The organism is Aminobacter aganoensis (genome assembly GCF_014206975.1).
In the GTDB taxonomy this organism is placed as follows: domain Bacteria; phylum Pseudomonadota; class Alphaproteobacteria; order Rhizobiales; family Rhizobiaceae; genus Aminobacter; species Aminobacter aganoensis.
This window is the reverse complement of record NZ_JACHOU010000022.1, coordinates 22,418-48,193: the sequence shown is the minus strand read 5'-3', so window position 1 is coordinate 48,193 and position 25,776 is coordinate 22,418. Positions and strand designations below refer to the sequence as shown.

The window sequence follows — 25,776 nt, the reverse complement described above, 5'->3', positions numbered from 1 at the left end:
CACAAAACCAGGTAATCTCAGGGGCGGCCAGATTGACGTTTTGAACGCCACATCCGCGCAGCGAGGGCACCGAGCGTCCAGGCTGCCGCCAGCAATGTCATCCGACCAAGGTCGCCGGCAGCTTTTCTTGTGGGTGCAGTTCCAATTGCCATGTGCTGAGGCGGAACCGTGAGGGGTGAAGGGGGCCGTGCCCAGCTACCGTGACGGGCAGAATAGGCGCGCGTCAACTCGGCTCCGAAAAGGAATATCTGGGAGGAGTAGTAGACCCAAAGCAGGATGACCAGCAGCCCGCCGGCGGCGCCGTAGGAAGAAGCAATCTCGCTTATGCCTATGTACCAGCCGATAAGTGATTTGCCTAAAGTAAACAGCGCGGCCGTGACCATGGAGCCAACAATGACGTCCCTCCATTCCAGTCTGCGGTCCGGCAGGATCTTGTAGATCGCAGCAAACATGGCAGCGATCAGGACAAAGGAAATGGTCGTATTGATTGTCGCAAGAACGACGGTCCCCAACGGCAAGCGAGCGTTTATCATGTCGCTCATCGATGAGATGGCGGCGCTCACAGCTAGAGAGACAAGCAGAAGAAATCCAAGTGCCGCTACAAGACCCAGGCTGGCAGCTCGGGCTCTGACCAGACGCGAGACTGAAGTTCCGTGCGGTTCGACTTTCCAGATGGAATTCAGCGCCGACTGCATCTCGCCAAAGACACCGGAGGCGGTCAGGAACAATGCGACCAATCCGGTTACCGTGGCAAGCATGCCGCTCGTCCTGGCGGAAGCGCTTTGCAACGCCTCCCGCAAAAGGTCTGCGCTTTGCGATCCCATAAGCCCGGAAATCTGTGCCGACAATGCCAGCTCCGCTGCCTCGTGGCCGAACGCGATCCCAGCAATAGCGACGACAATCAACAGGATCGGGGCCAAGGATGTGGCGGCATAAAAGGCCATCGCAGCCCCGTGACTAAGTGCGTTGTCTTCGACGAATGCCAGAGTGCTCTCTTTCACCAAGGCATATCCTTCCCAAAACCAAGTGCTCATCGAAAACGTCCTCGCTGCTCTGGGTACTCCGGCTCCCTTTCTTTGGTATCGCGACCTATGCTCTCGTTTTGCGCGGTAGTGTTCCGTGCTGCCTGTCAGGTCCGGGGACAAAGGCCGATATTCCATTCCTCCATCCTGGCGAACGCCAGGCCGACGCATGACAGAGGCCGGCCGCAGTGCGACCGGCCTCTGTTGGCTGTCATGCCGCAAGAGCCTCACGATTCGACTTGCTGTCAGCAAGCTTTGTCAGGTCCTTGTCGGTCGTTTCCTCTTCCATCAAGGTCGCAGCAAAAAGCTTGGCGGCGTCGGGCATCTTCATGATTTCGGCCCAGCGACGAAGTGTGCCGTATCTTGTGATCTCGTAGTGCTCGACAGCCTGGGCGGCGGAGATGAGGCCAGCGTCTCCTGCCGCGGTTCCCTTGAACTCTTCGAGGATTTCCTCGCCCTCCTCGATGATGCCGTCGATCGCTGGGCAGGTCTTGCCCTGGGCACGCTTGCCGATAAGTTCGAACACCTGCTGCAGGCGCTCGACGTGACCCTCGGTCTGATCCCGATGTTTTTCGAACGCGGCTTTCAGTTCCTGGGAACTGGCGCCCCGCGCCATCTTCGGTAGCGCCTTCAGGATCTTGCGTTCGGCGTAATAGATGTCCCGCAGGGTGTCATAGAACAGGTCGTCGAGACCCTTTTCTTTGGTAGGCATGGGTGGCTCCTTTTTGAAATCCGCCTCTGGGCAAAGAACGAGTGATGCTGCGGTAGGTTCCGGCCGCAATGATCGCTATCGGACTTTCCGCAGCGGGGAATCTCGAGTGGGGCCTTGGCGGTGGCATTTATCGGGTCTTGGCGTGTGATCGCATGCTTGTCTGGCGGTGAAGGCTGCAAAGCAATCCGCAATTCATTTACGCCTGAGCGGCACCCGATCACTGCTTTGTACCGGAATCCGTTAGCAATTTCATTGTTCGCGTGTCGATGCGACCAGCATTTCTTCTTCTCGCACTCCAGCTAGCCACGCCGCGAGCGTGCGATAGCATTTGCCCAGCCCGGGTTCGGGTCTTCGCCCCGCAGGTGTGCGAGCGCGCCGGAGTCCGTATCTCCAAATACCCCTCGGCAGGCTTCATGCCCGGCGACTGCATCGCGATCGCCGCCATACAGGCGGTCATCGGTCGCCGCGACGCATTGCTGCCCGTTGTGGCAGGGGCTGAACGGCGTGTGATCCTCGGCAAGTGGGCGATATGCCTGCCACGCCTTACTTGGTCGGCTGTTCCGCGAGTTCTGCAAGAAAACAGGCCGCGTTCGTAGGACGGCAGAACGGCGGATAGACCAGCAAACGCAAAGCCATCGCGCCGCGATCCTTAGAAAAACCCAATCGTTACAGGCACCTAACTGGGGCGGCGCCACTTCTGCCAATCAGGGTAGGGGATTTCGGCAAGATAGTGACAGTCACGAACTGGATGTCGCGGACGCAAAACCAGCAAACAGGCCTGATCTCCTTGACCCGATAGAGGGCCAGAGGATCAAGCCAACAGGGCGTCAGGCGTCCTCTACCTGTACAAGTTCGACGATCTCTTCGACCGTTTCGGTAACGAGGTAGATGGTCGTACTTTCGCCGCCCATGCTGCTGCAGTGCACCTCGGTGAAATTCACGCCGGCTTTCCGCGTAAAACTGATGATGTGTATTACGTTGATGAAGATGGCCGTTGCGGCCTCTTCGTATAGCGTCAGGTTGATGAACATAGGAATTTCCAGTCAGTGCGGAGTTCAGGCAAGTGCCCACGCGAAAAGGGTGAACGCGCCAAGCAAGACCAATAAAATACCGAGCCAGTATTGACGCCATTCAAGAAACCTTAGACCTCGATGTGAGGGCTCAAGAGTCCGGCCTGCGATTGGGTCAGTATGGCTTTCGCTGAGCCGACCACGATTAATAGCCGTCAAAGCCAGCATCATCACGCCGGAAACAACCAGCAACGCACCAAGCCACATGATCCCAGTCATGGTTTCGCTCCGTTAGCCGAAACCTGCAGAACAACGCGCAAACCAGTTTTCACGTGGTCGTCGCGAAGAACGACACTGCTAGCAAGGCAACAAAAATCGCAGCGATAACCGCGACGACCCACATCCATATTCTTCTAGTACCGCGCTGTTCTTCTGCGCGCGAAATGACGTTTGTGGGGTTATAGCTGGTCGGGCGCGGTGGAGGCACCATTTGGTCCTCGGCAGCCAGCGGTGTCAGGCCTGGGTTGATCGGCTGACCGATTTGATCTGCACGTCCGTTCTTTATGCCTTGTGTCTCTAAGTCTGGTCGCGTCGGGGTCGCAGGCCTCCCTTCGGGACTCATGTTGGTAGCCATCGGAATCTCCTTATGGACATAGAACCCATAGCTGGAGAAGATGTTCCGGTTTGACCAAGCCTGGCTCATCGCAACCAGCCGGGTTGGTGTCCGGCACCAGCGGTCAGCCGGGAGGGTAGCCCGGCATCGAGTTCAGCAGGGTAGAGCAGCCGGTTAGCGCAAGTAGGCCGAGTCTCATCTTGAAGTAGACCGTATATAGCGGTGTTTCTGGTCAGACATCGCCGTCCTGATAGTTGAACAGGTGACGCTCAGCAGCGCCCGGAAAGTCTCAATGTTTTCGTGACTGGGGGATGAGACTGCCCTTTGATAGTTTGACGATGTAGAGATTGGCCGCTTCGGCACTTTCGAATTGACGAGCTTCAACCTTGCCGTCCGGCAGAAGGGTTACGGCAAGATACGGCAGACCAGGCAACGCCGGTGGGTAAACAGCATATCCGACGATCGGCTTCGTTTCGCTCATCTCCGGGCCCTGTTACTCCACCTCAATCTCTCTGGGCCCGAGGGTCCCAAAGTTTAGCGCGCCAGACTATGCCGCCGAGCGCTCAAACCGGCGAGAAACCACAATGCCGTGTAGTCGTAGTCTGAGGCTCCGGAGTATCGCCGCTGGTATAACTTGAAGGCTTGGCAGGCAGCCCGCAAGGCTCAATTCGCTAAGCAGCCACTATGCGAGCGTTGTCGGGCGATAGGAAGGGGCACTTAGGCGACCGTCGTCAACCATCGCCAGCCGCGCAACCCTTGGAATGTTGGCTAGTCGTCGACGTGCTCAGGCACGTCTTTCAGCTGATCTTTGGTCCAGGTCGTGACTGCGTGAACCTCGCCGTCCTCGTCGCGCATGAAGTCCAACTGGCCGCATGGTACTGCAACTGGTTTGGCGCCGATGCCGAGGAAGCCCCCGACATCAATTATGATTTGGGCAGTGTTGCCGGAACCTGCACATGCGAGACCGATCCGATATCCTCGTCGTCGGGCCCGTAAATCGTTGCGTCCGTGAGAATGTCAGCGGTGAGTTCTGCTTCGGTTAGGCGGACATGATTGCTGTGGTCCATTACTGGTTTCCTCGCTGGGTTAGATGGCCGTAACAGATCAACCACGGATCCGTTCCAACCTAGCGGAGTATATGTGATCGCAGACGCTATTTGGCGTGCCCCGACCCCTCCCTGAACTTTCGGATCATAGGACACCCGTCAAGCAGGCGGGGTGATTCAATGGGGGAACCATCTCCAATCGCATGGGTTCGGACTGCAGTCGATTGTCTGACGCCCAAGCTGCATGGAGAAAAGTTATGGCCAAGACCATTCCGAGTTGGAGAGCCCGCCAGGGGCATCGTGGCTATCAAGTGCTACTGGTTCTCCTGGGAGCGCTTATCCTGGCAGCCCTCGCTTGGGGAGCGATGGAGTTCTACGGCGAAACGATCGATCAGAGAGCGGTTCAGCAAGGAACGATAGAGAACTAGCCGCTGCGAGTGGCTACGTCAGGGACAGGCCGGCGGACGGGACGAGGCTTAGGCCCGTGAGGTGATGGCAAGGAGAGTGAGAGCAGGCGGTACCAGAGGCGGTGATGCCCTCTAAGGCGGCGGCGGGTTGGGAACTGGCGGTAGCGGCGCAGTCGGTACGTCACAGTTCGGCGCCAACGGCGGCGCAATTAACGTTGCGGGTAGTGTTCCGGGTTGTGGCGATGGCAGAAACGCATCAGGCGGCGCAGGCAAAATAATCATCCGAGTGGTGGGCTGAACATGAGCGATCCCAAGAACTTCGCCGTGATCGACGCCGGCACGCTGGTCGTCGAAAATGTGATCCTGGCCAGGGATGGTTTTGCCTTCGAAGGCAAGGTGCTGGTGGCCACCGATACTGCCGGGGCAGGCGACATCTAGGATCATGCGACCGGCCAATTCACGCGGCCAGATCAACATCAAAGGGATGATGTTCGCGGCGAGGTAGACCCAGTCCCAGCTAAATTTGGGTCGAGAACCTGACCTATTCGTATGCCGAGCGCAACAAGGCTGTCTGGCCGCAACGCTTCCCACGGCTGGGTGATGCGCTTCCCCAGGCACAGATGCGAACGTAGCCCTAGATGCGCCGGAACTGATCCACGATCCGATCGACGATATTGTCTTGGCCGTCCATTCGCTCGCCGGCATCCCACAATCCGAAGCTCGCGACTGTCTGACGCCATCACCCGGTTGGTCGCTGAGCCCTTGCCGATGGCGAGAATACCGACATCGCTCCGACTGCCCTGTCAGGGTGTGCAGGACGTTCCGTCTCGCAATCTGACCTTGTCGGAAGTAACCCGCCTATGGGGTAAGGACCCAGCGCTGGGCGAATGTGCACGCCGCCACGGCGCCCTGTCGACGCCCTCGAAGGGCAGTGCAAATGACGTCGAGCAACAGTGAATTCGAAATTGGCAAGCTCATCGGCGTGGTCGCGGCGCTGACCGAAAGCCACAAGGACGCCTCTGAAAGCCGCCTTAGAATGCATGAATTGCAGGCCTTGACCCTCGAAATCCACACGCTGCGCAATGAGGTGAAGGGACTGAACGAAGGCCGGATGCCATCGAGTCGGGCGTGAAGGACTATCTCGGCGTGCACCAGCAGGTGGCCGGCGCGGGGAAGCTCGGCAAGGCACTGTGGTTCATCGGCGGCATCGTGCTCAACTGGCGTCGTCAAGCGTCGCTATGTGGTACTAATGACAGGCCGGCCGCCGCCCTGACCATTTTCCCGACGCTGGCTGTATGCTAAGCTTGCACCTTGAGTGGTATGACCAACTGCCCCGCCGCCGAAAGGTGCGGGGCTTCTTGCAATTGGGAACTATACAGGCGGTTGTGTATTTCGATACCGGAGCGATTCGGCACCCCTCAGGACGTTTCGCTCCAGCAGCGGGCCTATCGCTTCCGCGTCCAACCGGGGGCGGTGGGCCTTTCCGTCAGATCCGTGAGAAAAAGGTACGCGAAATGAACGAACCTCGGGAACCGCTCAGCATGGAGCGTTCCTGGTTCGGCGCTTGATGGAAGGCATCACGGAACAACAAGCTCGGCAGCTTGTGGCTGATCTCGGCCATGACTGTCGTAGCTCGAATTTTGACAAAGAAACGCTAGCCGATCTTCCTGATGCGGCCTTTCTCTATCAGGAACGCGCCGTTTGTCCCACCTTGCCTTGCCAGATCGGTTTGCAGCTCATCCCATGTCCCTAGATATTTGCCGCAGTCGTCGCATGCGATAGGCGTCTCTGGATTAGCGTCCTCTGGAATCCTCAACCGGATCGTTTTGCAATAGGGACATTCCAGCCTGTGGTTTAGATATCGTGCCTCAGCCATAGCGATACCTCCGCCTGGAAAACGGGAACGACTGAGCGTATCGCGACGAGCGTAAATTTCAAGAATGTTCCTCAATCGGCAGAAACGCAGCGGCGCTTCTGCCAATCGTAGACCAAGCCGGCCGGGCGTGCGAAGCGGCGGGAAATTTCCTTCGTGCCCTCGTGCATGGCCTGCTGGCGTTTGGCCTTTCTGATCCGGGGCAAGTCTTCTTCACTTGGGCGCAGTCGTAGTGACGGTCGTTGTGGCGGTGGATCGGCTGGCCACAGAGGCAGCACGGGGCCACGTTATGGTCGGTGCAGTTCTCCGAAATATGTGCTGCCGGCGCTTGTCGACCATTCGCTGGTCGCTAAGCGGGTCATCAGCGGCATCACCCTGGCGATCGTCGCCTTCATGATGGGCGGTGGTTTCAAGCTGCCGTAGCGGCAGTAGAATCATGTTAGGCTGAAGCCGTAGAAACTCTCCCATCCCTACCCCCGCTGCGGAAAAGTGGCGGGGGCTTTTTTGCGTTGTGGTTATTCGGCTTCGTCCGGCCTACCACCCAAGCCCTTGGCGATCGCTTGCACCAACTTGCCGAACCAACTCGTATCCGACCATTCCCCTGTGAGGATGACCCGAACGAGGGTTGCGATGGCGAGTATGCCGCCAATGGCGAGAAGCGTCGCGAGAACTCCGGTCTCGACGAGGAGGAACGAAAGCGCAGCCAAGGTGAAGACTATCAGCACGCGCAATAGGTCTTTTCGGTTCATCCTGAGATCGGGCGCCACCGACACCTTCACTCCGTCGCCATTTACGTCCATGGTGCCTTTAGGGATAAGCCGGCAGGGGTTTTGCGCCGAAGATGGAACGACTTCTAATTCTCCTCCCCGAGAAGCCGCAGCCGCTTTGGGTGAGGTACGCAACAACTACGGCCCTCATGGCGTTCTGCATCGCGGTGCATATCGGGCTTCAAAGTCAAACGGGCTTTGTTGGTTTGTTCTTCCTTCTGCTTGGCATTTTCGTATCGGGTCTCTTATTTGATCGCGGGTCGGCTCTATACGCGACCGCGCTTGGTACCATATTCGCCTATTTCGTCATCAGGCCGATGGCTCCCTTTCCCGGATATGTGGCCCCCTGCGTGCTGTTCGCGGTAACCGGCGCAGCCATCGGGCTCATCGCCGAAACTCTCCGGACAGAGATGGAAAAGGTGGTAAGGGCCGAAAAGGCCAAGGGTCTGCTTCTGATGGAGCTCGCTCATCGCACCAAGAACAACTTGGCAATGATATCCGCGATCATGCGACTTCAGTCGAAGGACTCCAGTGTGAGCTCATCAGAAGCGCTCTCCGACATGGCGGCGCGCATTCAGGTCATGGCGCAAGTTTACGACCACCTTACGATACGCGCAGACCGAAAGGTTGTGGATGCAAGGGAATACTTGGCGGACATCTGCCAGGGGCTCAGCGCATCGATCAGCGGAACAAGCCCGGTTGCCATCAAGGCCGACGCTGATGAGCTGTATATGCATAGCGAACAAGCTGTGCCCATTGCGATAATCGTCAATGAACTCGTGACCAACAGCCTCAAATATGCTTTTCCAGACGGGCGAGCCGGTCTCATCCAGGTAGCGCTAAGGGTCGACCGTGACGTGGTCCTGTCCGTAACCGACAATGGCGTGGGGCTACACGAAGAGCGGCCAGGGGGGATCGGCTCCCGCGTGCTGTCGCTGTTGACCCATCAACTCGGTGGGACAATAACGCGTGAAAATCTAGCGGTTGGCTGTCGCGTGACGCTGCTGATGCCCAAGCCGCCCGTGTAGTGAGGCGTCCGTTCCCTTCATGGCCAGGCGAGTCATTTTGCGACCGCAGCGCTTTTCACGATCTCTGCGCCGGTGGCGAGAGTTTCCTTCACGGACCGGAGCCAACTCGCTCAGGGTCGGTCATTTTCGGCAGGCTTTCGCACGTCTGGGAGGCAGAGCCCTCGTTCCGTTGATTTGCGGGGCGCCAGAATTCGCGATAGCGCGCCTCTACAATGTAGGTTTGCTTCGCATGAATATGGACGATCTGTACCGCCTTCTGCGCGCCAGCCATGCGCAGGCACAGGGCATCGTAGATACAGTTGCTGAACCGCTGTTCGTGTTGGATGCCAGCCTTTGCATACAGCGTGCCAGCCGTTCATTTTTTTGAAACGTTCAAGGTTGATCGTTTCGAGACCATCGGCAAGTACATCTATGACTTGGGCGATGGTCAGTGGGATATACCTGCACTGCGTGTGCTTCTCATGGAGGTGATCCCAAAAAGCGCAGCCGCAATCAACTATGAAGTCGAGCACGATTTTCCCGGACTTGGCCGCAGAACGATGCTTGTGTCAGCCCGCACGCTGCACCATCCTAACAACGGCAGCCATACGATGTTGCTGTCCATCGAGGATGCAACCGACCGCCTTGATCGGGAGGCTACAAAGGACATGTTGTTCGGCGAGCTTCGCCATCGGATGAAAAATCTACTCGCCGTGGCGCAGTCGATTGCCCGTCAAACGACTACTGAGGGCCGTTCGGCCGAGGAATATCGTTATGCTTTCCTGGGGCGTTTCGGCGCACTGGTGCAGGCACAGGATCTGGCTTTCGCCGAGCAGGACGAGACCGCGCTGGCGGCGGCGGTGGAGCGCATCCTCGCACCCTACGCGCCCAATCCCGAGGCTGTCGCAATCGAGTCCGGCGCGGACGATGTGCTTGGTCCCCGCACTGTCCCTCAGCTTTGTTCTACACGAGTTGGCCACGAACGCGGCCAAATATGGGGCACTTTCAGTTCCCGGCGGCCGAGTGCGGGTCAACTGGGAAGTCGAGGAAGGCAACCACCTCCGGCTCAAGTGGGTGGAGAGTGGAGGGCCGCCGGTCGCCCCGCCCGCCACCACGGGCTACGGCTCTAAGCTTATCCAGTCAGTCACCACCTACAGCCTGGGCGGGCAGGTGGAACTTAAGTACGCCGTGGGTGGTTTGGAGAGCGAAATAGTCATTCCGCTGGGGGTGCCTCTCTCCCAAATTGAAAGTGGCACATGCAGAAGAGCGTCTTGATTGTAGAGGACGAATTTCTGATCGCGCTAGACCTCCAGCGAATGCTTGAGGAACATGGCTGGCGGGTGATGGGCCCTGTGGCGAACGTCCGAGACGCACTCCGCGGACGAACTGCCCTCAGTGGGGCTCCTCGATGTAAACCTTGGACAAGAACGTGTTACGCTCGTAGCGGAGAGCTTGAAAGCGCAAAATGTGCCGTTTGCCGTGGCAAGCGCATATCAGGAGCCGGAGCGCTTCGGCGGCGCCGTCCTCGCGGGCGTGCCCAAAGTCGGAAAGCAAACTGACGAGCTAAATTTATTGGCTGTGTTGGCGCAACTGATCAATCCAGACGTCTCCTAGGCACGCCACAGTCATCGGTCCATACCCTAGCAGTCAATCAGGCCGCCACCAAATCGCGCCCACATCTGAGTACAATCACGCGCTGAAATACCAGCAACCTGCTCGCAGTTCTCGAAGACTGTCTCGCTCGCAGTGGACAACTATAGGCTGAACAAAAATCAAACCCGACAGGACGCCATCCGCGAACTCGTCAGGTCTATCTCTTGGCGCCTAATAGGTGTCGCTGTCGTCGGGAAGGGCGGCTTGCTGCTGCTCGGCCTTCAGCAGCTTGAACACATTCAGCCAAGCCCGAAAATAGGGCTCGTTGCCGTCGGCTTGCACGGCACACCAGCAGGCAACATCGACGGCCGCCTCGTTGAACCGAGATTTGAGCGATGCCGCGACGCCCGCAGGGTCAGATGCGCGCCAGGAACGGGCACCTTCAACAGTGGCTTGATCGTCCATGCAGATGGTCTGCCAGAGCTCAGTGGCATGTCTGTCTGCAAATGCCGAGCGGCTGTGAACTTCTGAAAAGTCCGGGATGATGTCGTTCGTGTGCAATTTGAAGAATCCAGTTGATTGGAGTTTTTCATTGTCAATTTTCGGTAAGGCGAAATCCTGATCCAGAAGGCTGCGGGAAAAAGTGGGAAATGCATGTAGAATATCGCAAAACTCAAGTCTATTTTTCAATATTCACAGGATGGTCAGCAAAATTCTTCAAGTCGTCGATGATCGATCGAATGTGAGGCCACGGAAACTGAGGGTCGCCTTCACAATCCTTGCCTTCGAGAAGAACGACTTCGAGCTTTGCAATGACGCCTTCAAGCGTTGCTACGGGCGTTGCGGTTAGCTGCTCGAGAATTTGTTGTTGTGTGTCCGCGGCGCGCTGCTCCGCTTCCTTGGCGCGGGAATAGCCGAGTTGGGCATCCTTGATTTGCCAGCGGGTCTGCTGCCGAACGGCGTCGGAAGTCTGGTCGTCGCAGAGGGGAGGGAAGGTAGCTGCCGGGAAGCCAGCGATCCTGGCTAGCTTGCCTTCCAACTTCTGCTGGCGGCGGCAAAGGGCGAGGGTTCGCTTACGGGCTAAGCTCCAGGCCTGAGCTTGAACTAATGCGGGATCGACCATGCCGGCAAAGAGCTGTGGGTGATTTGCGGAACAACCGGCCGAGAATTTCGAGGCGCTCCGAAGGTCGGGCGGGAGTAGGGACCTGTTCGACATTCAACCGCCTCCTAGAGTTATCTGAATTTTAGATAACTGAAAATCAGATATAATGGAAGCCCCCATCTGCAATGGGATGGGACAAATCGTGCTTGCAACCCTTGGCACAGAGCGGCACCAAGCCCTCATTACCTTGTTGATAAGAAAACGAGAGGCCGCTGGCCTTACTCAAACACAGTTCTCGGACAGGCTTGGGCAATACCAATCATTTGTTGCGCGGCTCGAAAGCGGACAGCGTCGAGTAGATGTCGTCGAGTTCTTAAGGTTCGCGGAAATTCTCGATTTTGATGCGTCGGCAGCGATCGCCTCGCTCTTGAAGATCCCCGACTGAGCCAATTGTCAAACAAGTGAGATGACGATTGTGCGTGGTCCTCGCGGCAGCCACTTTGTTCCCTCATACAGGGCGTTTAGCTAAAATTTGCCTTCGCGTGTGACGGCTAAGACCCGTGAATGGTCGCTTCGCGACCCCATTACGGTCGTCCAGCCGATAATCAGAAGGTTCTAAAAGCGGACATACAGACTGGGTGTCGAATACGCGCGAAAGCCGTCATGATCTGAACTTGGGTCTGTCCATGCGTACTCTGGATGATGGCATGTACAGCTTGTCTGTATTTGGGTAGACCATCGGGTGTTGGATCGATCAATTTCAGTCGTCCCCTCTACCAAAGGCCAGACTTGTGAACCGCAACGTAGATTCCGTCCTGCGCTATTGGCGCACTTCCCTGGCTGACGGAGCTTTGGGAGAGAGCAAGTTTAGCCAACGGGATCGCCAACGGTTTATTGAACTCTCTTCGGAGACCCTGCGGAATGGGGTGCTACCAAATGACTCAGTAATCCGACTCTTCAAAGATCAGCCAAAGGCAAAGACTGTTGGGGTCCGGTTTTGGCCTCTGGTGGTTGCAAGGCGGTTATCACATGGTGCGACGAGCGGTGACGGGCTTCCAGAACTGGTCGCACCCGTCGTTACTGAGGCGCTGGTCGACCGCGTGGGCAAGATCTCGCCGCAACGCAACACCATAGCGCGTGACTTGCTGACGCCGCTGCCTTCCGACGAATACACCATCGGCGCTGTGGAGGCCCTGGATAGTTTCCTGACCACGGAGCCACTGCAATTGAGTGACCCCATGGATTGGGCGGAATATTTGGCGCATTGTCGCAAGATGATGGACGCCGTCGCAAAGGGCTGGCCCGAAGGAGATCAGTATTACCGCCCAGCTGGTTTTGGTCTGTTGGTGCCGTCCGAAGACGCTTCGGCGACAGTGCGCAACATCTTGGACCTATACGACAAAATCCTAGCCAATCGTCCGGAGGCGCCGCTTCTCTGTAATATCGTCGCACCAGCACAGGGTTCGGTCGCCGAGCCGAAGGTAGAGAAAGAACTTGCCCGTCGCCTGGGGCATTCCAATCCCCATTTCCCCCTGGCTGAGCAGCAGCGAGAGGTTCTGGCCTGGCTGGACGCCGCAACGCCAGGCGACGTCATCGCTGTCAATGGCCCGCCCGGGACGGGTAAGACGACCCTCCTTCTTTCAGCGGTGGCAGGACTTTGGGTTCGCGCGGCGCTAAATGGCGGTGATCCGCCTGTGATCGTCGCTACGTCCTCGAATAATCAAGCGGTCACCAATATCATCGACGCTTTCGGCAAGGATTTCGCCGCGGGCGACGGGCCGCTCGCGGGGCGCTGGCTGCCCGAGGTCGAGAGCTTCGGCATATTTCTGCCTGCAAATTCCCGACGGCAAGCGGCAGCGGAGAAGTATCAAACCGAGGACTTACAAATCCGGATGGAAACCGTGGGAGCTTTCCAGGCGGCCAAAGATGCGTGGTTAGCCTCTGCAAGAGTGGCTTATCCTGACATGCAGGGGGAGGTGGCCGACTATGTCGCGACCCTTCAGCGGGCCATCACCCTTGAGGTGGCTAAACTCAAAGAGGCCGATCGCAGTCTTGAACAACAATCCATCGCCTTTGGTAAGACGCGGGCTCTTGGCGATGACCCGGCAGCAGCAGAGGCGCGTGCTCAGGCAAGTGTCAGTGACTGGGCCGGTGTAGTCGAAAGCATGCAACGCCACCGCGCGGTGTTCAACCGCCAGCAAGCCCAGGAATCCAGCCTCCTGGCGCTGTTCAGTTTTCTGCCTGGCATCGAACGCAAGCGCGCTCTCAGGGCGCGCGTAGCTCTGGAAGGTCTTTCTGGCCTCGAAGGCCTGAAGCGTATCTCTGAGATTGACCAACACTTGGCTCAGACGCTCCGAAAGGCCGAAGCCGAGCGTGCCTCGGCAAATGAGACGTTGACGAGCATCAGGACGGTACTGGCCGAAATCAGCGCCGCCCAATCTGCTCGAAAACAGGCGCTGATGTCGCTCGACGGAAGGGATGGGCTGGAAGATGGGTTGGAGGACCGCATTGACCGTGGCCTACGTTTCGAGCTTTTCCGGTTGGCCACCCATTATTGGGAAGGGCGGTGGTTGATTGCGATGGAAGCTGATCTGGCCGAGGTCGTCGCCTCGGCGCCCAAAAAGGGGCGATCCGCCGTAGTTCCACGTTGGCGTCGCCGTATGATGCTGACCCCTTGCGCGGTCTCAACCTTCGCCAGCCTGCCGTCAAAGCTCTCCTACAGCCGGCGGGACGGGAGCGAATGGGCCAGTGAGTATTTATACAATTTCATCGATCTACTGATCATCGACGAGGCGGGCCAAGCCTTGCCCGAGGTCGCGGGCGCTGCCTTCGCTTTGGCCAAATGCGCCCTAGTCATCGGCGATTTGAGGCAGATAGAGCCGATCTCAGCCGTACCTCGCGCCGTTGACGTCGGGAACCTACGCGAGGCCGGTTTGCTCGGAGCAGACGGCGACATTCAAAGCCTTAGCGCCACGGGCCTTTGCAGCACTTCGGGCAGCGCGATCCGGCTTGCCCAGCTGGCCTGCAGGGTTTCGCCTTGGCCAGACCTGGACCCAGGCCTGTGGCTCTTTGAGCACCGCCGTTGCCATGATGAGATAATAGAGTACAGCAATGCCCTTTGTTACCGGGGCAAGCTTCGCCCCCGTCGCGGTGCGGCCCCAGGCGATGCGCTCTTGCCCGCCATGGGATACGTTCATATTGACGGAAAGGCGGTTCGTGCGGGCAATAGCCGCTCAAATCCCACCGAAGCTCAGACCATCGCCGCTTGGGTGGCTCAAAATCGCACCGCTTTGGAGGCGCGGTACAATCGCCCAGTAGAGCAAATCGTCGGCATTGTTACTCCATTTGGCGCTCAGGTTCACGAGTTACGGCGAGCTTGCTCCGCATACAAGATCACTGTCTCGGGGCGCCTGGGTATAACAATCGGTACCGTCCACGCGCTGCAAGGTGCTGAGCGCCCGGTGGTGATATTCTCCCCGGTCTATTCCAAACATGCAGATGGTGGTTTCATCGACGCTTCTCCTAGTATGTTGAACGTGACCGTGTCGCGTGCCAAAGACAGCTTTCTGCTGTTCGGAGACATGGATCTTCTGGCGAGTGCGGTACCTGGCTCGCCACGTGCATTGCTGTCGACCTTCCTTGAGCAACCTGGCAGGGAGCTGAACTTCCAGACGATGCCGCGAGCCGATCTACAAGAGAGCCAGGGACAGTTGCAAAGCCTGCGCGACGCTGCGGAACACGACGCGTTCCTCTTGAATGTGTTGTCTTCCGACGCGCGCCGCTATCTCATTGTCAGTCCTTGGATCAAGCTGCGCACGATGGAACGTACAGGCATTTTGAAGGCCCTGGAGTTAGCCGCTGCCCGGGGCGCAAAGATTGATATATACGCCGACCCCTTGCTGAACGCCGACTTGGCGCTCAACGGCACTAAGCAGATCGATGAGGCTGATGACGCGCTGAAACACATTGGTGTCACGCTGCACCGTCTTAAAAGGCTGCACAGCAAGATTGTCGCCGTCGAGAACAATCTCCTCTGTGTAGGGTCCTTCAATTGGCTGAGCGCCGACCGAGAGGGTCAATATGCGCGTCATGAAACTTCTTATGTTTACCGAGGTGCTGAAGTAAGGGCCGAAATCGGCGTTACGAGAGACGACTTGAAACGGCGTACCTACAAACTGGGGGGGGGCTATAGCGGCAACTCGGGTCAAAGCTAACAACCCAGCAACAATGCGGCCATCACGGACATTCAGACAGAGTCTGCCTTTGCTCGGCAGCGGACGTCTCCGGAGAGGCGCTGAAACTTGCGGCTTCGCTATGAACCGATGTCGATGCGGATCAGTCTATGAGGATTCCGCCAACTGATCCACATTTGGAAACCTAATCCCCATCTCAACGGCACGAAGCAATCAGCTAGCTCTCTTAATTCTACAAAGTTTGTAGATTTTATCGGCAGACGCTGGTGAAGGAGCATGGGATGTCAGCAAAGCTCGTATTGGGAATCTCAGGCAACATCTCCCGACCGTCGAAGACCCGGACGTTCGTCGAACACATCGCCGGACAAGTCGCGTTGCGCTCAAACGGGGTGTCGCACATCTTCGACATTGAGGACCTCGGCCCGTCTCTGGGACAGGCTCGGCAGCTCAAAGAACTCGAGCCAACTGCGCACAATCTAGTAGAGCGGATTGCGGCCGCCGACGTTCTGGTCGTCGGATCGCCTACCTACAAGGGCAGCTACACCGGCCTGTTCAAGCATTTTTTCGACCTGCTCGACCCGGCAGCGCTGCGCGGGAAGCCGGTAATCCTCACCGCGACCGGGGGTGGCGAGCGGCATTCGCTGATCGTGGAACACCAGCTTAGACCGCTCTTCGGGTTCTTCGAGGCGCTGACCATGCCGACCGCCATCTATGCCACAAACAGGGACTTTGCCGATGGCATACTCGTTTCCGAGACAATTCGGGCACGGGCGCAACAAGCCGTAGCCGAAGCGTGTCGCGCTATCGGTATACCAGAGAATGTGAGCCTGGCCGCCTAGCCAGCCCTGCAAGACTTCATCGTCTGCCTGGACCGCCCCGCGAGGTGCGGATCGGCAGCGCTCGCCCAAAAACCAGGAGATTTCCATGACCAGTCATCGCAAATCGAGACAGATCAAGCTTGGTGCATTTCTACCCGGTGGTGGCCAGCACATCGCCGCCTGGCGACATCCTGACGCGCCGGCCGATGGAGCGACGAACTTCGCGTTCCACAAGCGTCTGGCCGAGACGGCCGAACGAGGCCTATTCGATGCCTATTTCCTGGCCGACAATCTGTCCGTCGGGCTCGGCGGTCGTGAAGGTGGTAACGCCAAGATTGCCGGTTTCGAGCCGGTGACGCTGTTTGCTGCACTCGCTCCTCTGACCAGCCACATCGGCTTTATTGCCACTGCCTCCACCACATATGAAGAACCCTACACGCTGGCGCGCAAGTTCGCCTCACTCGATCTGCTGACGGGCGGCCGCGCCGGCTGGAACGTAGTGACCTCCGCCGGCGACGAGACAGCAAAAAACTTTAATCGCGACAGGCAGCCCGACCATGCTGACCGCTACGAGCGAGCGCATGAGCATGTCGAGGTGGTCAAGGCGCTCTGGGACAGCTGGGAGGACGATGCCTTCATCCGTGACAAGGCCAGCGGCCGCTTCTATGACGCTGCCAAGGTTCACGACATCGACCACCGCGGCAAGTACTTCAGCGTCAAAGGCGCGCTCAATGTACCGCGGCCACCCCAGGGCCATCCGGTCGTGGTGCAGGCCGGGCAGTCGGAGGACGGGCGAGGGCTTGCTGCCCAGTCTGCGGAGGTCATCTTCACCGCGCACCAGAACCTCGCATCGGCACAGGAATTCTATCGCGATATCAAGAAGCGTGTGCGTGCCGCCGGTCGCAACCCTGACCATGTCCTGGTTATGCCTGGTGTTGCGCCGTTCGTCGGCCGCACTGAGGCGGAAGCTAAGGTGAAATACGAGGAACTGACCGACCTTATCCTGCCAGATGACGGCGTCGGGCTTCTTAACGGGTTGGCTGGCCAGACCCTCGACATTCGTGGCTATCCGCTTGATGGCCCGCTGCCCCCAAGCAAGGAAACCGAGGGCATGAAGAGCCGGCAGGCGCTGATCCGCCAGATCGCCGACGAGCACAATTTCACTATCCGTCAGCTCTACCAGTGGATCGCCACTGCCCGGGGCCACTATACGGTGGTTGGCAGCGCAGAACAGGTCGCAGACCAGTTGGAAGAGTGGTTCCGCAACGAGGCGGCCGACGGTTTCAACATCCTGCCACCCTGGCTACCAGGTGGGCTGGACGACTTCGTCGAGCTGGTGATCCCGGAATTGCAGCGGCGCGGCCTGTTCCGCACAGCCTACGAGGGTCGCGCGCTACGCGAAAATCTCGGGCTACCACGCCCCGAAAACCCTTGGGCTACCGCACGAGCGCTTGCGCCAGCCGCCGAATGATCCGCCATCAGCAAAGGATAAGGCAATGAGTTTGCAGCAGATCGAGCGGCCGTTCTTCGTCGGCCGTGAACCTCACAGGCAGAAATCCGTCGCCGGACTGGTCCGACAGGCATCTGAAGCAGCCGGTAGTTTCCTCTCGCGCTACGGTGTGCTTTTGGGCTTTCTGACCCTATGGCAAGTCGCCAGCAGCCTTGGCTGGATCAACGCAGCTGTGTTTCCGCCGTTGGGCACGATTGTCGCCGCCCTGTGGGACGGCCTTGTCGACGGGGCCCTGCTCGATGATATCGCGATCAGCCTGCAGCGCTCGGGAACGGCGTTCGTAGCGGCTGTTTTGGTCGCGATCCCGCTTGGATTGTTCATGGGCCAGGTCCGTGCGGTTGAACGTGCGCTGGACCCGATCCTGCAGGTGTTCCGTCAGACCTCAGCGCTGGCGCTCTATCCGGTCTTCATCCTGCTACTAGGTCTCGGCGAGGCCTCGAAGGTGTTTGTCATCTTTTGGGCAACCCTGTTCCCTCTGCTCTTGAACACCATTGGCGGTGTCAAGGAGGTCGACAAGAAGCTGATCGAGATGGCGCGCGTTTATGGCGCGTCACGTCTGACCGTCTTTCGACGTGTCGTCCTCCCCGGCGCTGTACCGTCCATCTTCGTCGGCCTCAGGCTCTCGGCCACCACCGCACTGCTTCTGCTCATCGCTTCGGAGATGATCGGCGCCAACAAGGGCGTCGGCTTCCAGGTCATGAATGCTCAGTACAACTTCCAGATCCCGCTGATGTTTGCAGCAATCCTGCTGCTGGCCGCTCTTGGCTTGATCGCCAACTTCGCACTTGTCGCGCTGCAGCGACGACTATGTCGCTGGAGTGAGGTCATCGGCTGACCGCAGCCAGTGCCATCCCTGCCTCCCTCTGACAACAATCCGGAACTCAAGGACCAACCAAATGTCGTTCTCATTCCACTTCACGAAAATCGGAGCCGTCGTCGCCGCCGGCCTTCTCGCATCCACCCACAACAGCGTTCCGGCTGCTGCCGCTGACCCTGTCACTTTCCGCTACCTGGCGAGCCAGGGCGGCATCTCCCCGCACGAACTTGCCAATGAGCTTGGCTACTTCAAGGATAACGGTATCAAGATAGAAAATGTCGGTTATGCCCAGGGTGGGCCCGCCTCGTTGTTTGCATTGGCTGCCGGAAGCGTCGACCTCGGTTCAGCGGCAACTTCGGCCGTCATCAACTCCATCGCTGGCGGTAACGATTTCGTCGCGGCCTATGCCTCCAACGGCATCAACGATCAGGTTCAGAGCACCTTCTATGTGCTGGAGGACAGCCCTATCAAATCGATCAAGGACATCGCCGGCAAGTCAATCTCGGTCAACACGCTGGGGGCACATCTCGATTATACGGTACGTGAGGCGCTGCACCAGAGCGCCTTGCCATTGAATGCGGCGAACCTTGTCGTCGTGCCCGGTCCGCAATTGGAGCAAACGCTACGCTCCGGTCAGGTCGACATCGCGGGCGTCGGCTACTGGCAATCCACCTTCGAGGGCGTGCTGAAAGAGCACGGGGGCGTGCGTGCCGTCTTCGACGACACCGACGTGCTTGGCGAGATTGCGGGCGGCTTCATTGTGCTGCGGCGTGATTTCATCGAATCTCACCCCGAAGCTGCACTCAACTTCGTCCAGCAATCGATCCGGGCCGCCGACTGGTCACGGGAGCATCCGGACGAGGCACGCGCGGTGCTGGCAAAGATCTTGAAAGATCGAGGTGAGAACGCCGACCTGGCGAAGCATTGGCGCGGTTTTGGCCTGCGGCCTGGCGCTCAGGCGGTGCCGCGCGACCTGGATTTCTGGATCGCCGCGCTGGAACGCGAGGGCAAGCTGTCCAAGGGTAAACTGAAGGCCGCCGACATCCTGTTTGATCCCAACGCCCAAGCGAAATCAAACTGAGGCCAACATGACGATTGCGCAATCTGCCCAACGCGGGGAGGTCTCCATCAGAGACCTCTCCAAATCCTTCGCTATCAACGGTCGCTCGATCAATGTGCTCAAGAGCTTGAACCTTGACGTCAAGCCGGGCGAATGCCTGGTCATCGTCGGTGCCAGTGGTTCGGGCAAGACGACCCTGCTTCGTGTGCTTGCCGGACTGGAGCAGGCCGACGGAGGCAGGGTGCTGATCGATGGCGCGCCTGTCCGCGGCGTCGGTGCCGAACGCGCGGTGATCTTCCAGGAGCCACGCCTGTTACCCTGGCTCACCGTGCTCGGTAACGTGACCTTTGGCCTCGAAGTGCGTGGCATCGCACGGGCCGAGGCAGAAGAACGCGCTCGTGGCTACATCCGCCTGGTCGGCCTCGGCGATTTCGCAGATGCCTATCCCCGCCAGCTTTCCGGCGGCATGGCCCAGCGCGTTGGCATCGCCCGAGCGCTCACCGTCCAACCAGAAATACTCTTGCTCGACGAGCCGCTCGGTGCGCTCGACGCGATGACCAAGATTACAATGCAGGAAGAGCTCGCCCGCATCTGGCACGAAGAGAATGTCACTATGGTCGTGGTCACCCACGACCTGGAGGAAGCGGTCTACCTCGCCGATCGCGTGCTGATCCTGCCGAAGGAAAAGGGCGACACGACGCGACTGATCGACGTTGACCTGCCACGTCCGCGCGACCGTAGCGAAATTCGATTCGTGCGCCATCGCGAGGCGCTATTGCGCGAGTTTGGGCTGCATTAGATTGCGGCTTCGCCGACGGTCTTGGTGACTTCGCTCTACGAGCGGGAGTTCAGATTGCCGCCTCTTCGGTCGCGCTGGTGAGCACTACTTTTCGCCTATGCCAGCTGCCCTCCTCAAGAGGGCAGCAACGCGCCCGCATACAGGACGTTTAGGCAAACTTTGCCTTCGCGCAAAAGCAGACGTGACAGTTGAGACCCGTGAATGGCCGCTTCGCGCCCGCATATCGGTCGTTCAAGCGCTTCGGCGTGGAGTCCAGGAGCGGCCATCAGATATGCTACCATCAGCGGTCATATGGACGAGTGCGGTCGTTCGCTACGTCTTATTCAAGCCTCTGCTCCGCGAATTGCGTGGTCATTACGAACGCCGTAGCGGTCAGCAAAGTCTTGGTCGATTCCGTTTTACGATAGAGAAATGCTCAAGGTTTTTGGCAGTCTAACGCCCTGGCGTCTTTCTCATCCTGCTCCGTCCGACGCATTCTAAGGCTTCCGTCCCTGACAACATCCTGTGCATAACACCTGTTTAGCGCTGCCGCCAATTACCAGCAGCCAAGTAACAAGTGTATTTTCGCTGGACTGCTGGGAGGTTTGCGTGTGACTGACCTATATGTTGCGAAAGTACCGGACAAGACCATTCTCGACATGCTTGCCGAGCTAAAGGAAAAGTATGGTTCGTCTCATATGGGCGTCGATCTCGGTGGTGTGCCGCTAGGTGAGAACGAGCACGAACTGATCCGGAAGAAGAAGGGGCCGTCGCTCCTCATCCAGTCGTTTTCATTCAATCCCGGCGACAGCACCTTCAACGTGAATATGAACCGCGGCAATGTTTTGCCAAGCCTTAGCCCCGCTTATTATGACCTAATAAAGTTGGACCCCGCGAATGGCCGCATTAATGCCGAGAAGCTGCTTGAGGTCGAGGAGGTCCTTCGCCGTTACCTGACCTTCCCGAAGGCTGGCGACGCAAAGGGATTGGCCGAAAATACCCTTGGTATCATTGACCGCGAAACCGCCTCGCTTGCCCAACTCCACCATACAATGTTGGAGAACGCCGAATTTCTTCGTATCAGCTACGAGGAAGACGCCGCCGAACGCCGGAAGAAATTCGAGGAGCAGCAGTTTCTAGCCCACGAAGAAATCCGGAAGCGAGAAGCTGAGTCGCTTGAACACATTAATGCTGAAAAAGCTGCATTAGACGAGAAGATTAGGGAGTTCGACCAATCCGACCACATGTTCGCCCGCCGAAAATTGCGTGAGGACATTACCAACCAGGTACAAGAGTTTACTAAGCGCCCCTTATCGTCGCGGCAGTCAGCGTTCAAATTCTGGTTTATTGCAGGTCTTTGCCTGGTCGCCAGCGCGGGCGCAGCCATACTCGCCTTCGAAAGCTTTCAGTCTTTCGTTTCGCTGGCCCAAGCAACACAGCCCATTCCAGATCCAACTGCTGGCCCGGATTCTATCCTCAAAACGCAACGCCTTCCACAAGATACCTATCTGTTGTGGATGATGGCGCTTCGCGGCGCTGTACTCTCGGCGGTTTGCGTCGGTTTCGCAGCGTATCTAATTTCGATGCTTCGCAAGTCCTACGATTCCGAGGTGAGCACCCTGCACGAATTCCAGCGATATGGCATGGATATTAACCGTGCGAGTTGGGTCATCGAGACCGCCATGGAAATGACCACCAAGGAAGGAGCTGCCCTACCTGAGCGATGGATCGAGGGAGCATGCGCAGGCCTGTTTCAGGCGGCAAACAAAAAGGATGCTGAGATCGGTTCGCTGGCGGCCCTTGGCGCGGTTATGGGCTTGGGACCAGAGGTTACAGTCGGACCGACCGGTGCCAGCTTCAAAATCCCTCCAAAAGGCGCTAAGAAGGCAGCGAACGACGCCGAATAGAAATGGGCGCGTTAGCGCCCCATTTCGGCCGTTCAAACTTCCAGCGGATACCCGAAAAGCTGCTGTTCGGATTCTGTTGGTCGATGAAGGCTACGTATGCTTCTTTGCCACCTTATCCGACTCAAGTATGCATTGCATCTTCACTGGGTGCTTCAAGGCATATTCATTGCTGTGGAGGACGACTCCCTTTGCGTACAGTCACAAAGGTTGTTGAGTGCCGATCGGATGGCCGTATCGCTCGTCGCGAGACGCTCGTTATCCATTTGGCTGACGGTGAGGCGGACGGCCGGCTTGAGGCTATGCGGCGGGAAATAACGAGTCGCGGGCGTCCCGATAGCGAAAGTAGATTCACTGGCTGGTAGCACCGGCCAATTTGGGCGGCTAGGGGCAGACGTGGCTAGGACAGCAGAGTATTCGATAAAGGGCTACCTTTACCAATTTCTTCGCTACTTGTCGGACATCCTGGCTGCAGACGACGGCGCCAAAATCACCATCGAGGGCGCCATCGAGGACGTGGACATTGCTGTTGCCGGGCTGACCACCGCGGTGCAGTGCAAGTATCACGAGCAGGCAGACAAATATACGCTCGGCAAGATCTACAAGCCGATCTTGCTGATGCTTGAGCATTTTTCGAAGAATTCGGGAGCTAACCCCAAGGTGAGCTACCGACTTTTCTGCCATTTTCCCGAACAGTCGGGGACCAAGGCGCTCACTAAGGAAGAACTCGAGACCGTACTAACCACTAAAGGCGAACCGTTGAAGGCGATCGTGGCGCGTATAGATCCTGGCGTCGACTACGACGTGTTCCTGGAACGGTTCGTCATCGAGTACGGCCCCTCCGCCGAGGATCTGCAGGCCGAGGTCCTGGCGGGGTTGAAGGAAAAGGGTTTCGACGCCGACGACATCGAAGCGGTAATCTTCCCGAATGCCATCCAACGCATCGTGGAACTCGCGACACGATCCGACGTGGATGGGCGGACCGTCGAACCGGGCGCGTTTCTCGCCGGCCTCAAGGAGGTCCGCCGGGTGACGTTTACCCGCTGGACGCGGGAACTCGCGACCAAGGCAAAAATTTTCGCGCGCCTGCGCAAAGACCTCAAGGCCTCCCTGGGCCAGAACTCGCGCGGACGCGTGTTCGTGATCAACCCGGCCGGAATCGAGAATTTCGACGACGAGTTCGTGCGCTTCGTCAAGGCGTTCGTGCAGCGGTACAGCTCTAAATACCTGCACTCGAACCCGCCGCTCTTCATGGTGACGGGCGACTATGACGTAGGCGCCCTCCAGGAACGCCTCTACGCCACCGGCCTGCGTTGCGAAACCGGCAGAGTCGGAGGATCGTCCGTCGTCATCAAGGAGCTTCTCAAGAAGCCACTCATCACGCGGCAACCCTTCAGGATCGAGTTCAGCCTACGGCTGGCACTGCGCGAGCTGGTTACTGAGCAGCCACCCAAGCGGCCCGACGAGCTGTTCCTGGTCAATGTCGCCGACGACGATTGGAAGCACGCCGATATCAACGTCCACCAATTTGAAATCGAGCGCCTTTCCGATCTCGAATACGTACTGCAACTAAGGAGTGAATATGCCTGACCTTGGCGAGCCCGTCGGCAGCGTTACAGACAGCTCTCACTCTCTGGTCCGCATCGAGATTTCCTCGGCCGAGGAATTTGAGAAGCACAAGTCCAAGTTGGGCGTCGGCCAGTATCTGCTCATAGCTTCAGGCAACAACCTGCACCTGCTGGCCACGATTACGGCGGTACGGGCCTCGCATGTCGAGCGGCGCGCGGCTGTGGGCTCGACGGATGACGGCGACACCGCGGGCAGTTCCGATGCCCACACAGTCGCTTTCCGCTTCCAGATAGATACGCAGCCGATCGGCACGCTTTCGGAAGACGGCGAGTTCTCGCGCGGATCGCATTCTCTGCCAGTCCCTACGGAGCATGCCTATGTCACCCCAGCATCGGTGCTAAAAGAAATATTCTCACAGCAGATCAAGTCGCGGTTTTCGCTCGGAACGCTCGGCATCGCACCAGACGTGCTGCTAGAGATCGACGGAGACCGCTTTTTCAGCAAGCATGTGGCCGTCGTCGGATCGACGGGCTCCGGCAAATCCTGTGCGGTCGCAAAGATCTTGCAGGCAGTCGTTGGGATCGAATCGAAAGCCAATTCCCATAAAGCAGCTCAAAAGAACTCGCACATCGTCATCTTCGACATCCACGCGGAATACGCCGCGGCTTTCAAGCTCGCGGATACTGAGGGCTTCACTCTCAACCTACTCAATGTAGACAACCTTAGATTGCCGTACTGGCTCATGAACGCCCAGGAACTCGAGGATATTTTCATTGAGAGCAACGAGCAGAATTCGCACAACCAGATTTCCCAATTCCGACACGCCGTGGTCAGGAATAAATGCCGGCACAACCCGGCCCTGACCAACGTTTCCTTCGATACTCCAATCTACTTCTCGATCGACGAGGTCGTGACCTACCTTGAAAACATGAACACCGAGGTAATTGGCAAGCTACCTGAGGAAGGAAAGCCCAAACTGGTTGACGGCACGCTAGTTGCGGATCGCGACGACTTCTATTTCAGCGGCCTCCAGTCCTTCGTCGTGTCCTCAACAGCCGCGGCAACGAAAGCGTCGAACGGTCCCTTCAACGGCGAGTTCGACCGCCTGATCCTGCGCCTTCGCACTCGCTTGGCCGACCCGAGGCTGCAATTCTTGTTCTACCCGAAGAGACCAAACGGAACTGATCTGTCGACGGACGACTTCGTCGATGTGGTTCGGCAGTTCGTGGGTTATCTCACCAAATCGAACGTCTCGATCGTCGATCTGAGCGGCATACCATTTGAAGTTCTGAGCATCGTTGTGAGCCTTATCTCGCGAATGATCTTCGACTTCGGATTTCACTATTCGAAGACCCGTCACGTAGGCGGGGAGGTAAGTGATGTTCCGATCCTTGTCGTCTGCGAGGAAGCGCACAACTATGTCCCACGCTCGGGTGGCGCGGCCTATGATTCCTCTCGAAAGTCGATCGAACGCATCGCCAAAGAAGGGCGTAAGTATGGCGTAACGTTGATGGTGGTTAGTCAGCGCCCTTCGGAAGTGTCGGAGACCATCTTTTCGCAATGCTCGAACTATATATCGCTACGTCTCACCAACGCCGTCGACCAAGCCTACGTCAAATCCCTTCTCCCTGACTTGTCTACTGGCGTCGGTGACTTGTTGCCGAACTTGGGCCAAGGCGAGTTCCTTATCGTGGGCGACGCTCCCCTCATGCCTACCGTGGGCCATTTCGCACTTCCGGTGCCGGAACCGCACTCGCGAAGCGTTAATTACCTGCAGGAATGGAATGCTGATTGGCGCCCTGTCGATTTTGACACCGTCATCGATCGATGGCGCGGCAAGGTCCTTATCAAAGCCGAGTAGAAGATGAACTACTGCCACTCGAATCCATCCGGCAAGCCACTGCACCCAGCTTCTGCTAGCGCTTCCAACACAATAGCTTGAACTGCGCCCATGGAGGATACCTGTCGGTGACCT

27 protein-coding genes and 1 pseudogene are annotated in these 25,776 nt (G+C 58.0%); 17 read left to right on the top strand and 11 right to left on the bottom strand.

The features are described 5' to 3' along the window. Window positions 1–17 precede the first annotated feature (17 nt). The 7 genes and pseudogenes from GGR00_RS25135 to GGR00_RS28385 form a co-directional block, all read right to left on the bottom strand. Window positions 18–1,034 carry a YihY/virulence factor BrkB family protein gene (locus tag GGR00_RS25135; protein WP_184702033.1) on the bottom strand — a complete coding sequence of 339 codons (1,017 nt, stop codon included), beginning with the start codon at window positions 1,032–1,034 and terminating at the stop codon, window positions 18–20. Between the two features lie 199 nt (window positions 1,035–1,233). After that, window positions 1,234–1,734, bottom strand: a complete 501-nt coding sequence (locus GGR00_RS25130; RefSeq protein WP_055975764.1) for a YciE/YciF ferroxidase family protein — start codon at window positions 1,732–1,734, stop codon at window positions 1,234–1,236. 827 nt (window positions 1,735–2,561) lie between these two features. After that, window positions 2,562–2,765 (bottom strand): hypothetical protein, encoded by a 204-nt coding sequence (locus GGR00_RS25125; protein WP_184702032.1) that lies wholly within the window; start codon window positions 2,763–2,765, stop codon window positions 2,562–2,564. A 24-nt stretch (window positions 2,766–2,789) separates the two neighbouring features. Beyond that, window positions 2,790–3,023, bottom strand: coding sequence for a hypothetical protein (locus GGR00_RS25120; RefSeq protein WP_184702030.1), 234 nt, complete (start codon window positions 3,021–3,023; stop codon window positions 2,790–2,792). 49 nt (window positions 3,024–3,072) lie between these two features. Continuing rightward, on the bottom strand, window positions 3,073–3,378 hold the full coding sequence (locus GGR00_RS25115; RefSeq protein WP_184702028.1) for a hypothetical protein: 306 nt from the start codon (window positions 3,376–3,378) through the stop codon (window positions 3,073–3,075). Between the two features lie 268 nt (window positions 3,379–3,646). Beyond that, entirely contained in the window at window positions 3,647–3,838 is a 192-nt protein-coding gene (locus GGR00_RS25110) for a hypothetical protein (protein ID WP_184702026.1), read from the bottom strand. Window positions 3,839–4,125: 287 nt separating this feature from the next. Then, window positions 4,126–4,424 (bottom strand): annotated as a pseudogene (locus GGR00_RS28385) (PRC-barrel domain-containing protein). 686 nt (window positions 4,425–5,110) lie between these two features. Here GGR00_RS28385 and GGR00_RS25105 point away from each other — a divergent pair. From GGR00_RS25105 to GGR00_RS25095, 3 genes are all read left to right on the top strand, one after another. Further along, window positions 5,111–5,248, top strand: a complete 138-nt coding sequence (locus GGR00_RS25105) for a hypothetical protein (protein WP_184702024.1) — start codon at window positions 5,111–5,113, stop codon at window positions 5,246–5,248. Between the two features lie 499 nt (window positions 5,249–5,747). After that, window positions 5,748–5,942: a hypothetical protein gene (locus GGR00_RS25100; RefSeq protein ID WP_184702022.1), complete on the top strand. Its 195-nt coding sequence runs from the start codon at window positions 5,748–5,750 to the stop codon at window positions 5,940–5,942. Next, window positions 5,939–6,112, top strand: coding sequence for a hypothetical protein (locus GGR00_RS25095; protein ID WP_184702020.1), 174 nt, complete (start codon window positions 5,939–5,941; stop codon window positions 6,110–6,112). The genes GGR00_RS25100 and GGR00_RS25095 overlap by 4 nt, the downstream gene beginning before the upstream one ends. A 184-nt stretch (window positions 6,113–6,296) precedes the next feature. On the opposite strand, the gene GGR00_RS28555 is transcribed toward GGR00_RS25095, so the two are convergent. Next, window positions 6,297–6,431 (bottom strand): hypothetical protein, encoded by a 135-nt coding sequence (locus GGR00_RS28555; protein WP_281389309.1) that lies wholly within the window; start codon window positions 6,429–6,431, stop codon window positions 6,297–6,299. A 767-nt stretch (window positions 6,432–7,198) separates the two neighbouring features. Continuing rightward, window positions 7,199–7,483, bottom strand: a complete 285-nt coding sequence (locus tag GGR00_RS25090; protein WP_184702018.1) for a hypothetical protein — start codon at window positions 7,481–7,483, stop codon at window positions 7,199–7,201. Between the two features lie 41 nt (window positions 7,484–7,524). Between GGR00_RS25090 and GGR00_RS25085 the strand changes: the two genes are divergently transcribed. The 4 genes from GGR00_RS25085 (at window position 7,525) to GGR00_RS28625 (ending at window position 10,071) form a co-directional block, all read left to right on the top strand. Further along, window positions 7,525–8,478: a sensor histidine kinase gene (locus tag GGR00_RS25085; protein WP_184702016.1), complete on the top strand. Its 954-nt coding sequence runs from the start codon at window positions 7,525–7,527 to the stop codon at window positions 8,476–8,478. Window positions 8,479–8,707: 229 nt separating this feature from the next. Continuing rightward, window positions 8,708–8,845 (top strand): hypothetical protein, encoded by a 138-nt coding sequence (locus tag GGR00_RS28380; RefSeq protein ID WP_246441634.1) that lies wholly within the window; start codon window positions 8,708–8,710, stop codon window positions 8,843–8,845. Then, a complete protein-coding gene (locus GGR00_RS28630; RefSeq protein WP_343065643.1) occupies window positions 8,823–9,587 on the top strand; it encodes an HWE histidine kinase domain-containing protein in 765 nt (254 codons plus the stop codon). Before GGR00_RS28380 ends, GGR00_RS28630 begins: the two co-directional genes overlap by 23 nt. 322 nt (window positions 9,588–9,909) lie before the next feature. Beyond that, window positions 9,910–10,071 carry a hypothetical protein gene (locus GGR00_RS28625; RefSeq protein WP_343065642.1) on the top strand — a complete coding sequence of 54 codons (162 nt, stop codon included), beginning with the start codon at window positions 9,910–9,912 and terminating at the stop codon, window positions 10,069–10,071. 210 nt (window positions 10,072–10,281) lie between these two features. Here GGR00_RS28625 and GGR00_RS25070 read toward each other — a convergent pair whose 3' ends face one another. Further along, the gene (locus GGR00_RS25070) at window positions 10,282–10,740 is read right to left on the bottom strand and encodes a hypothetical protein (RefSeq protein WP_184702014.1); all 459 of its coding nucleotides are present in this window, start codon (window positions 10,738–10,740) and stop codon (window positions 10,282–10,284) included. Next, a complete protein-coding gene (locus tag GGR00_RS25065; RefSeq protein WP_184702012.1) occupies window positions 10,730–11,266 on the bottom strand; it encodes a hypothetical protein in 537 nt (178 codons plus the stop codon). Before GGR00_RS25065 ends, GGR00_RS25070 begins: the two co-directional genes overlap by 11 nt. A gap of 52 nt (window positions 11,267–11,318) precedes the next feature. Between GGR00_RS25065 and GGR00_RS25060 the strand changes: the two genes are divergently transcribed. The 10 genes from GGR00_RS25060 (at window position 11,319) to GGR00_RS25015 (ending at window position 25,662) form a co-directional block, all read left to right on the top strand. Further along, on the top strand, window positions 11,319–11,597 hold the full coding sequence (locus GGR00_RS25060) for a helix-turn-helix domain-containing protein (RefSeq protein ID WP_246441633.1): 279 nt from the start codon (window positions 11,319–11,321) through the stop codon (window positions 11,595–11,597). A 655-nt stretch (window positions 11,598–12,252) separates the two neighbouring features. Then, on the top strand, window positions 12,253–15,366 hold the full coding sequence (locus tag GGR00_RS28620; protein WP_184702010.1) for an AAA domain-containing protein: 3,114 nt from the start codon (window positions 12,253–12,255) through the stop codon (window positions 15,364–15,366). Between the two features lie 260 nt (window positions 15,367–15,626). After that, complete coding sequence (gene msuE / locus GGR00_RS25050) at window positions 15,627–16,184, top strand: FMN reductase (RefSeq protein ID WP_184702008.1); 558 nt, start codon at window positions 15,627–15,629, stop codon at window positions 16,182–16,184. Window positions 16,185–16,269: 85 nt separating this feature from the next. Next, window positions 16,270–17,634 (top strand): LLM class flavin-dependent oxidoreductase, encoded by a 1,365-nt coding sequence (locus GGR00_RS25045; protein WP_184702006.1) that lies wholly within the window; start codon window positions 16,270–16,272, stop codon window positions 17,632–17,634. Window positions 17,635–17,659: 25 nt separating this feature from the next. Next, on the top strand, window positions 17,660–18,508 hold the full coding sequence (locus tag GGR00_RS25040) for an ABC transporter permease (protein WP_184702004.1): 849 nt from the start codon (window positions 17,660–17,662) through the stop codon (window positions 18,506–18,508). Window positions 18,509–18,569: 61 nt separating this feature from the next. Beyond that, window positions 18,570–19,571 (top strand): ABC transporter substrate-binding protein, encoded by a 1,002-nt coding sequence (locus GGR00_RS25035; RefSeq protein ID WP_184702002.1) that lies wholly within the window; start codon window positions 18,570–18,572, stop codon window positions 19,569–19,571. A 7-nt stretch (window positions 19,572–19,578) separates the two neighbouring features. Continuing rightward, entirely contained in the window at window positions 19,579–20,349 is a 771-nt protein-coding gene (locus tag GGR00_RS25030; protein ID WP_184702063.1) for an ABC transporter ATP-binding protein, read from the top strand. A 590-nt stretch (window positions 20,350–20,939) separates the two neighbouring features. After that, window positions 20,940–22,235: a hypothetical protein gene (locus GGR00_RS25025; RefSeq protein ID WP_184702000.1), complete on the top strand. Its 1,296-nt coding sequence runs from the start codon at window positions 20,940–20,942 to the stop codon at window positions 22,233–22,235. A 450-nt stretch (window positions 22,236–22,685) separates the two neighbouring features. Then, a complete protein-coding gene (locus GGR00_RS25020) occupies window positions 22,686–23,822 on the top strand; it encodes a hypothetical protein (protein ID WP_184701998.1) in 1,137 nt (378 codons plus the stop codon). Further along, a complete protein-coding gene (locus GGR00_RS25015) occupies window positions 23,815–25,662 on the top strand; it encodes an ATP-binding protein (RefSeq protein WP_184701996.1) in 1,848 nt (615 codons plus the stop codon). The genes GGR00_RS25020 and GGR00_RS25015 overlap by 8 nt, the downstream gene beginning before the upstream one ends. The last annotated feature ends 114 nt before the right edge of the window (window positions 25,663–25,776 follow it).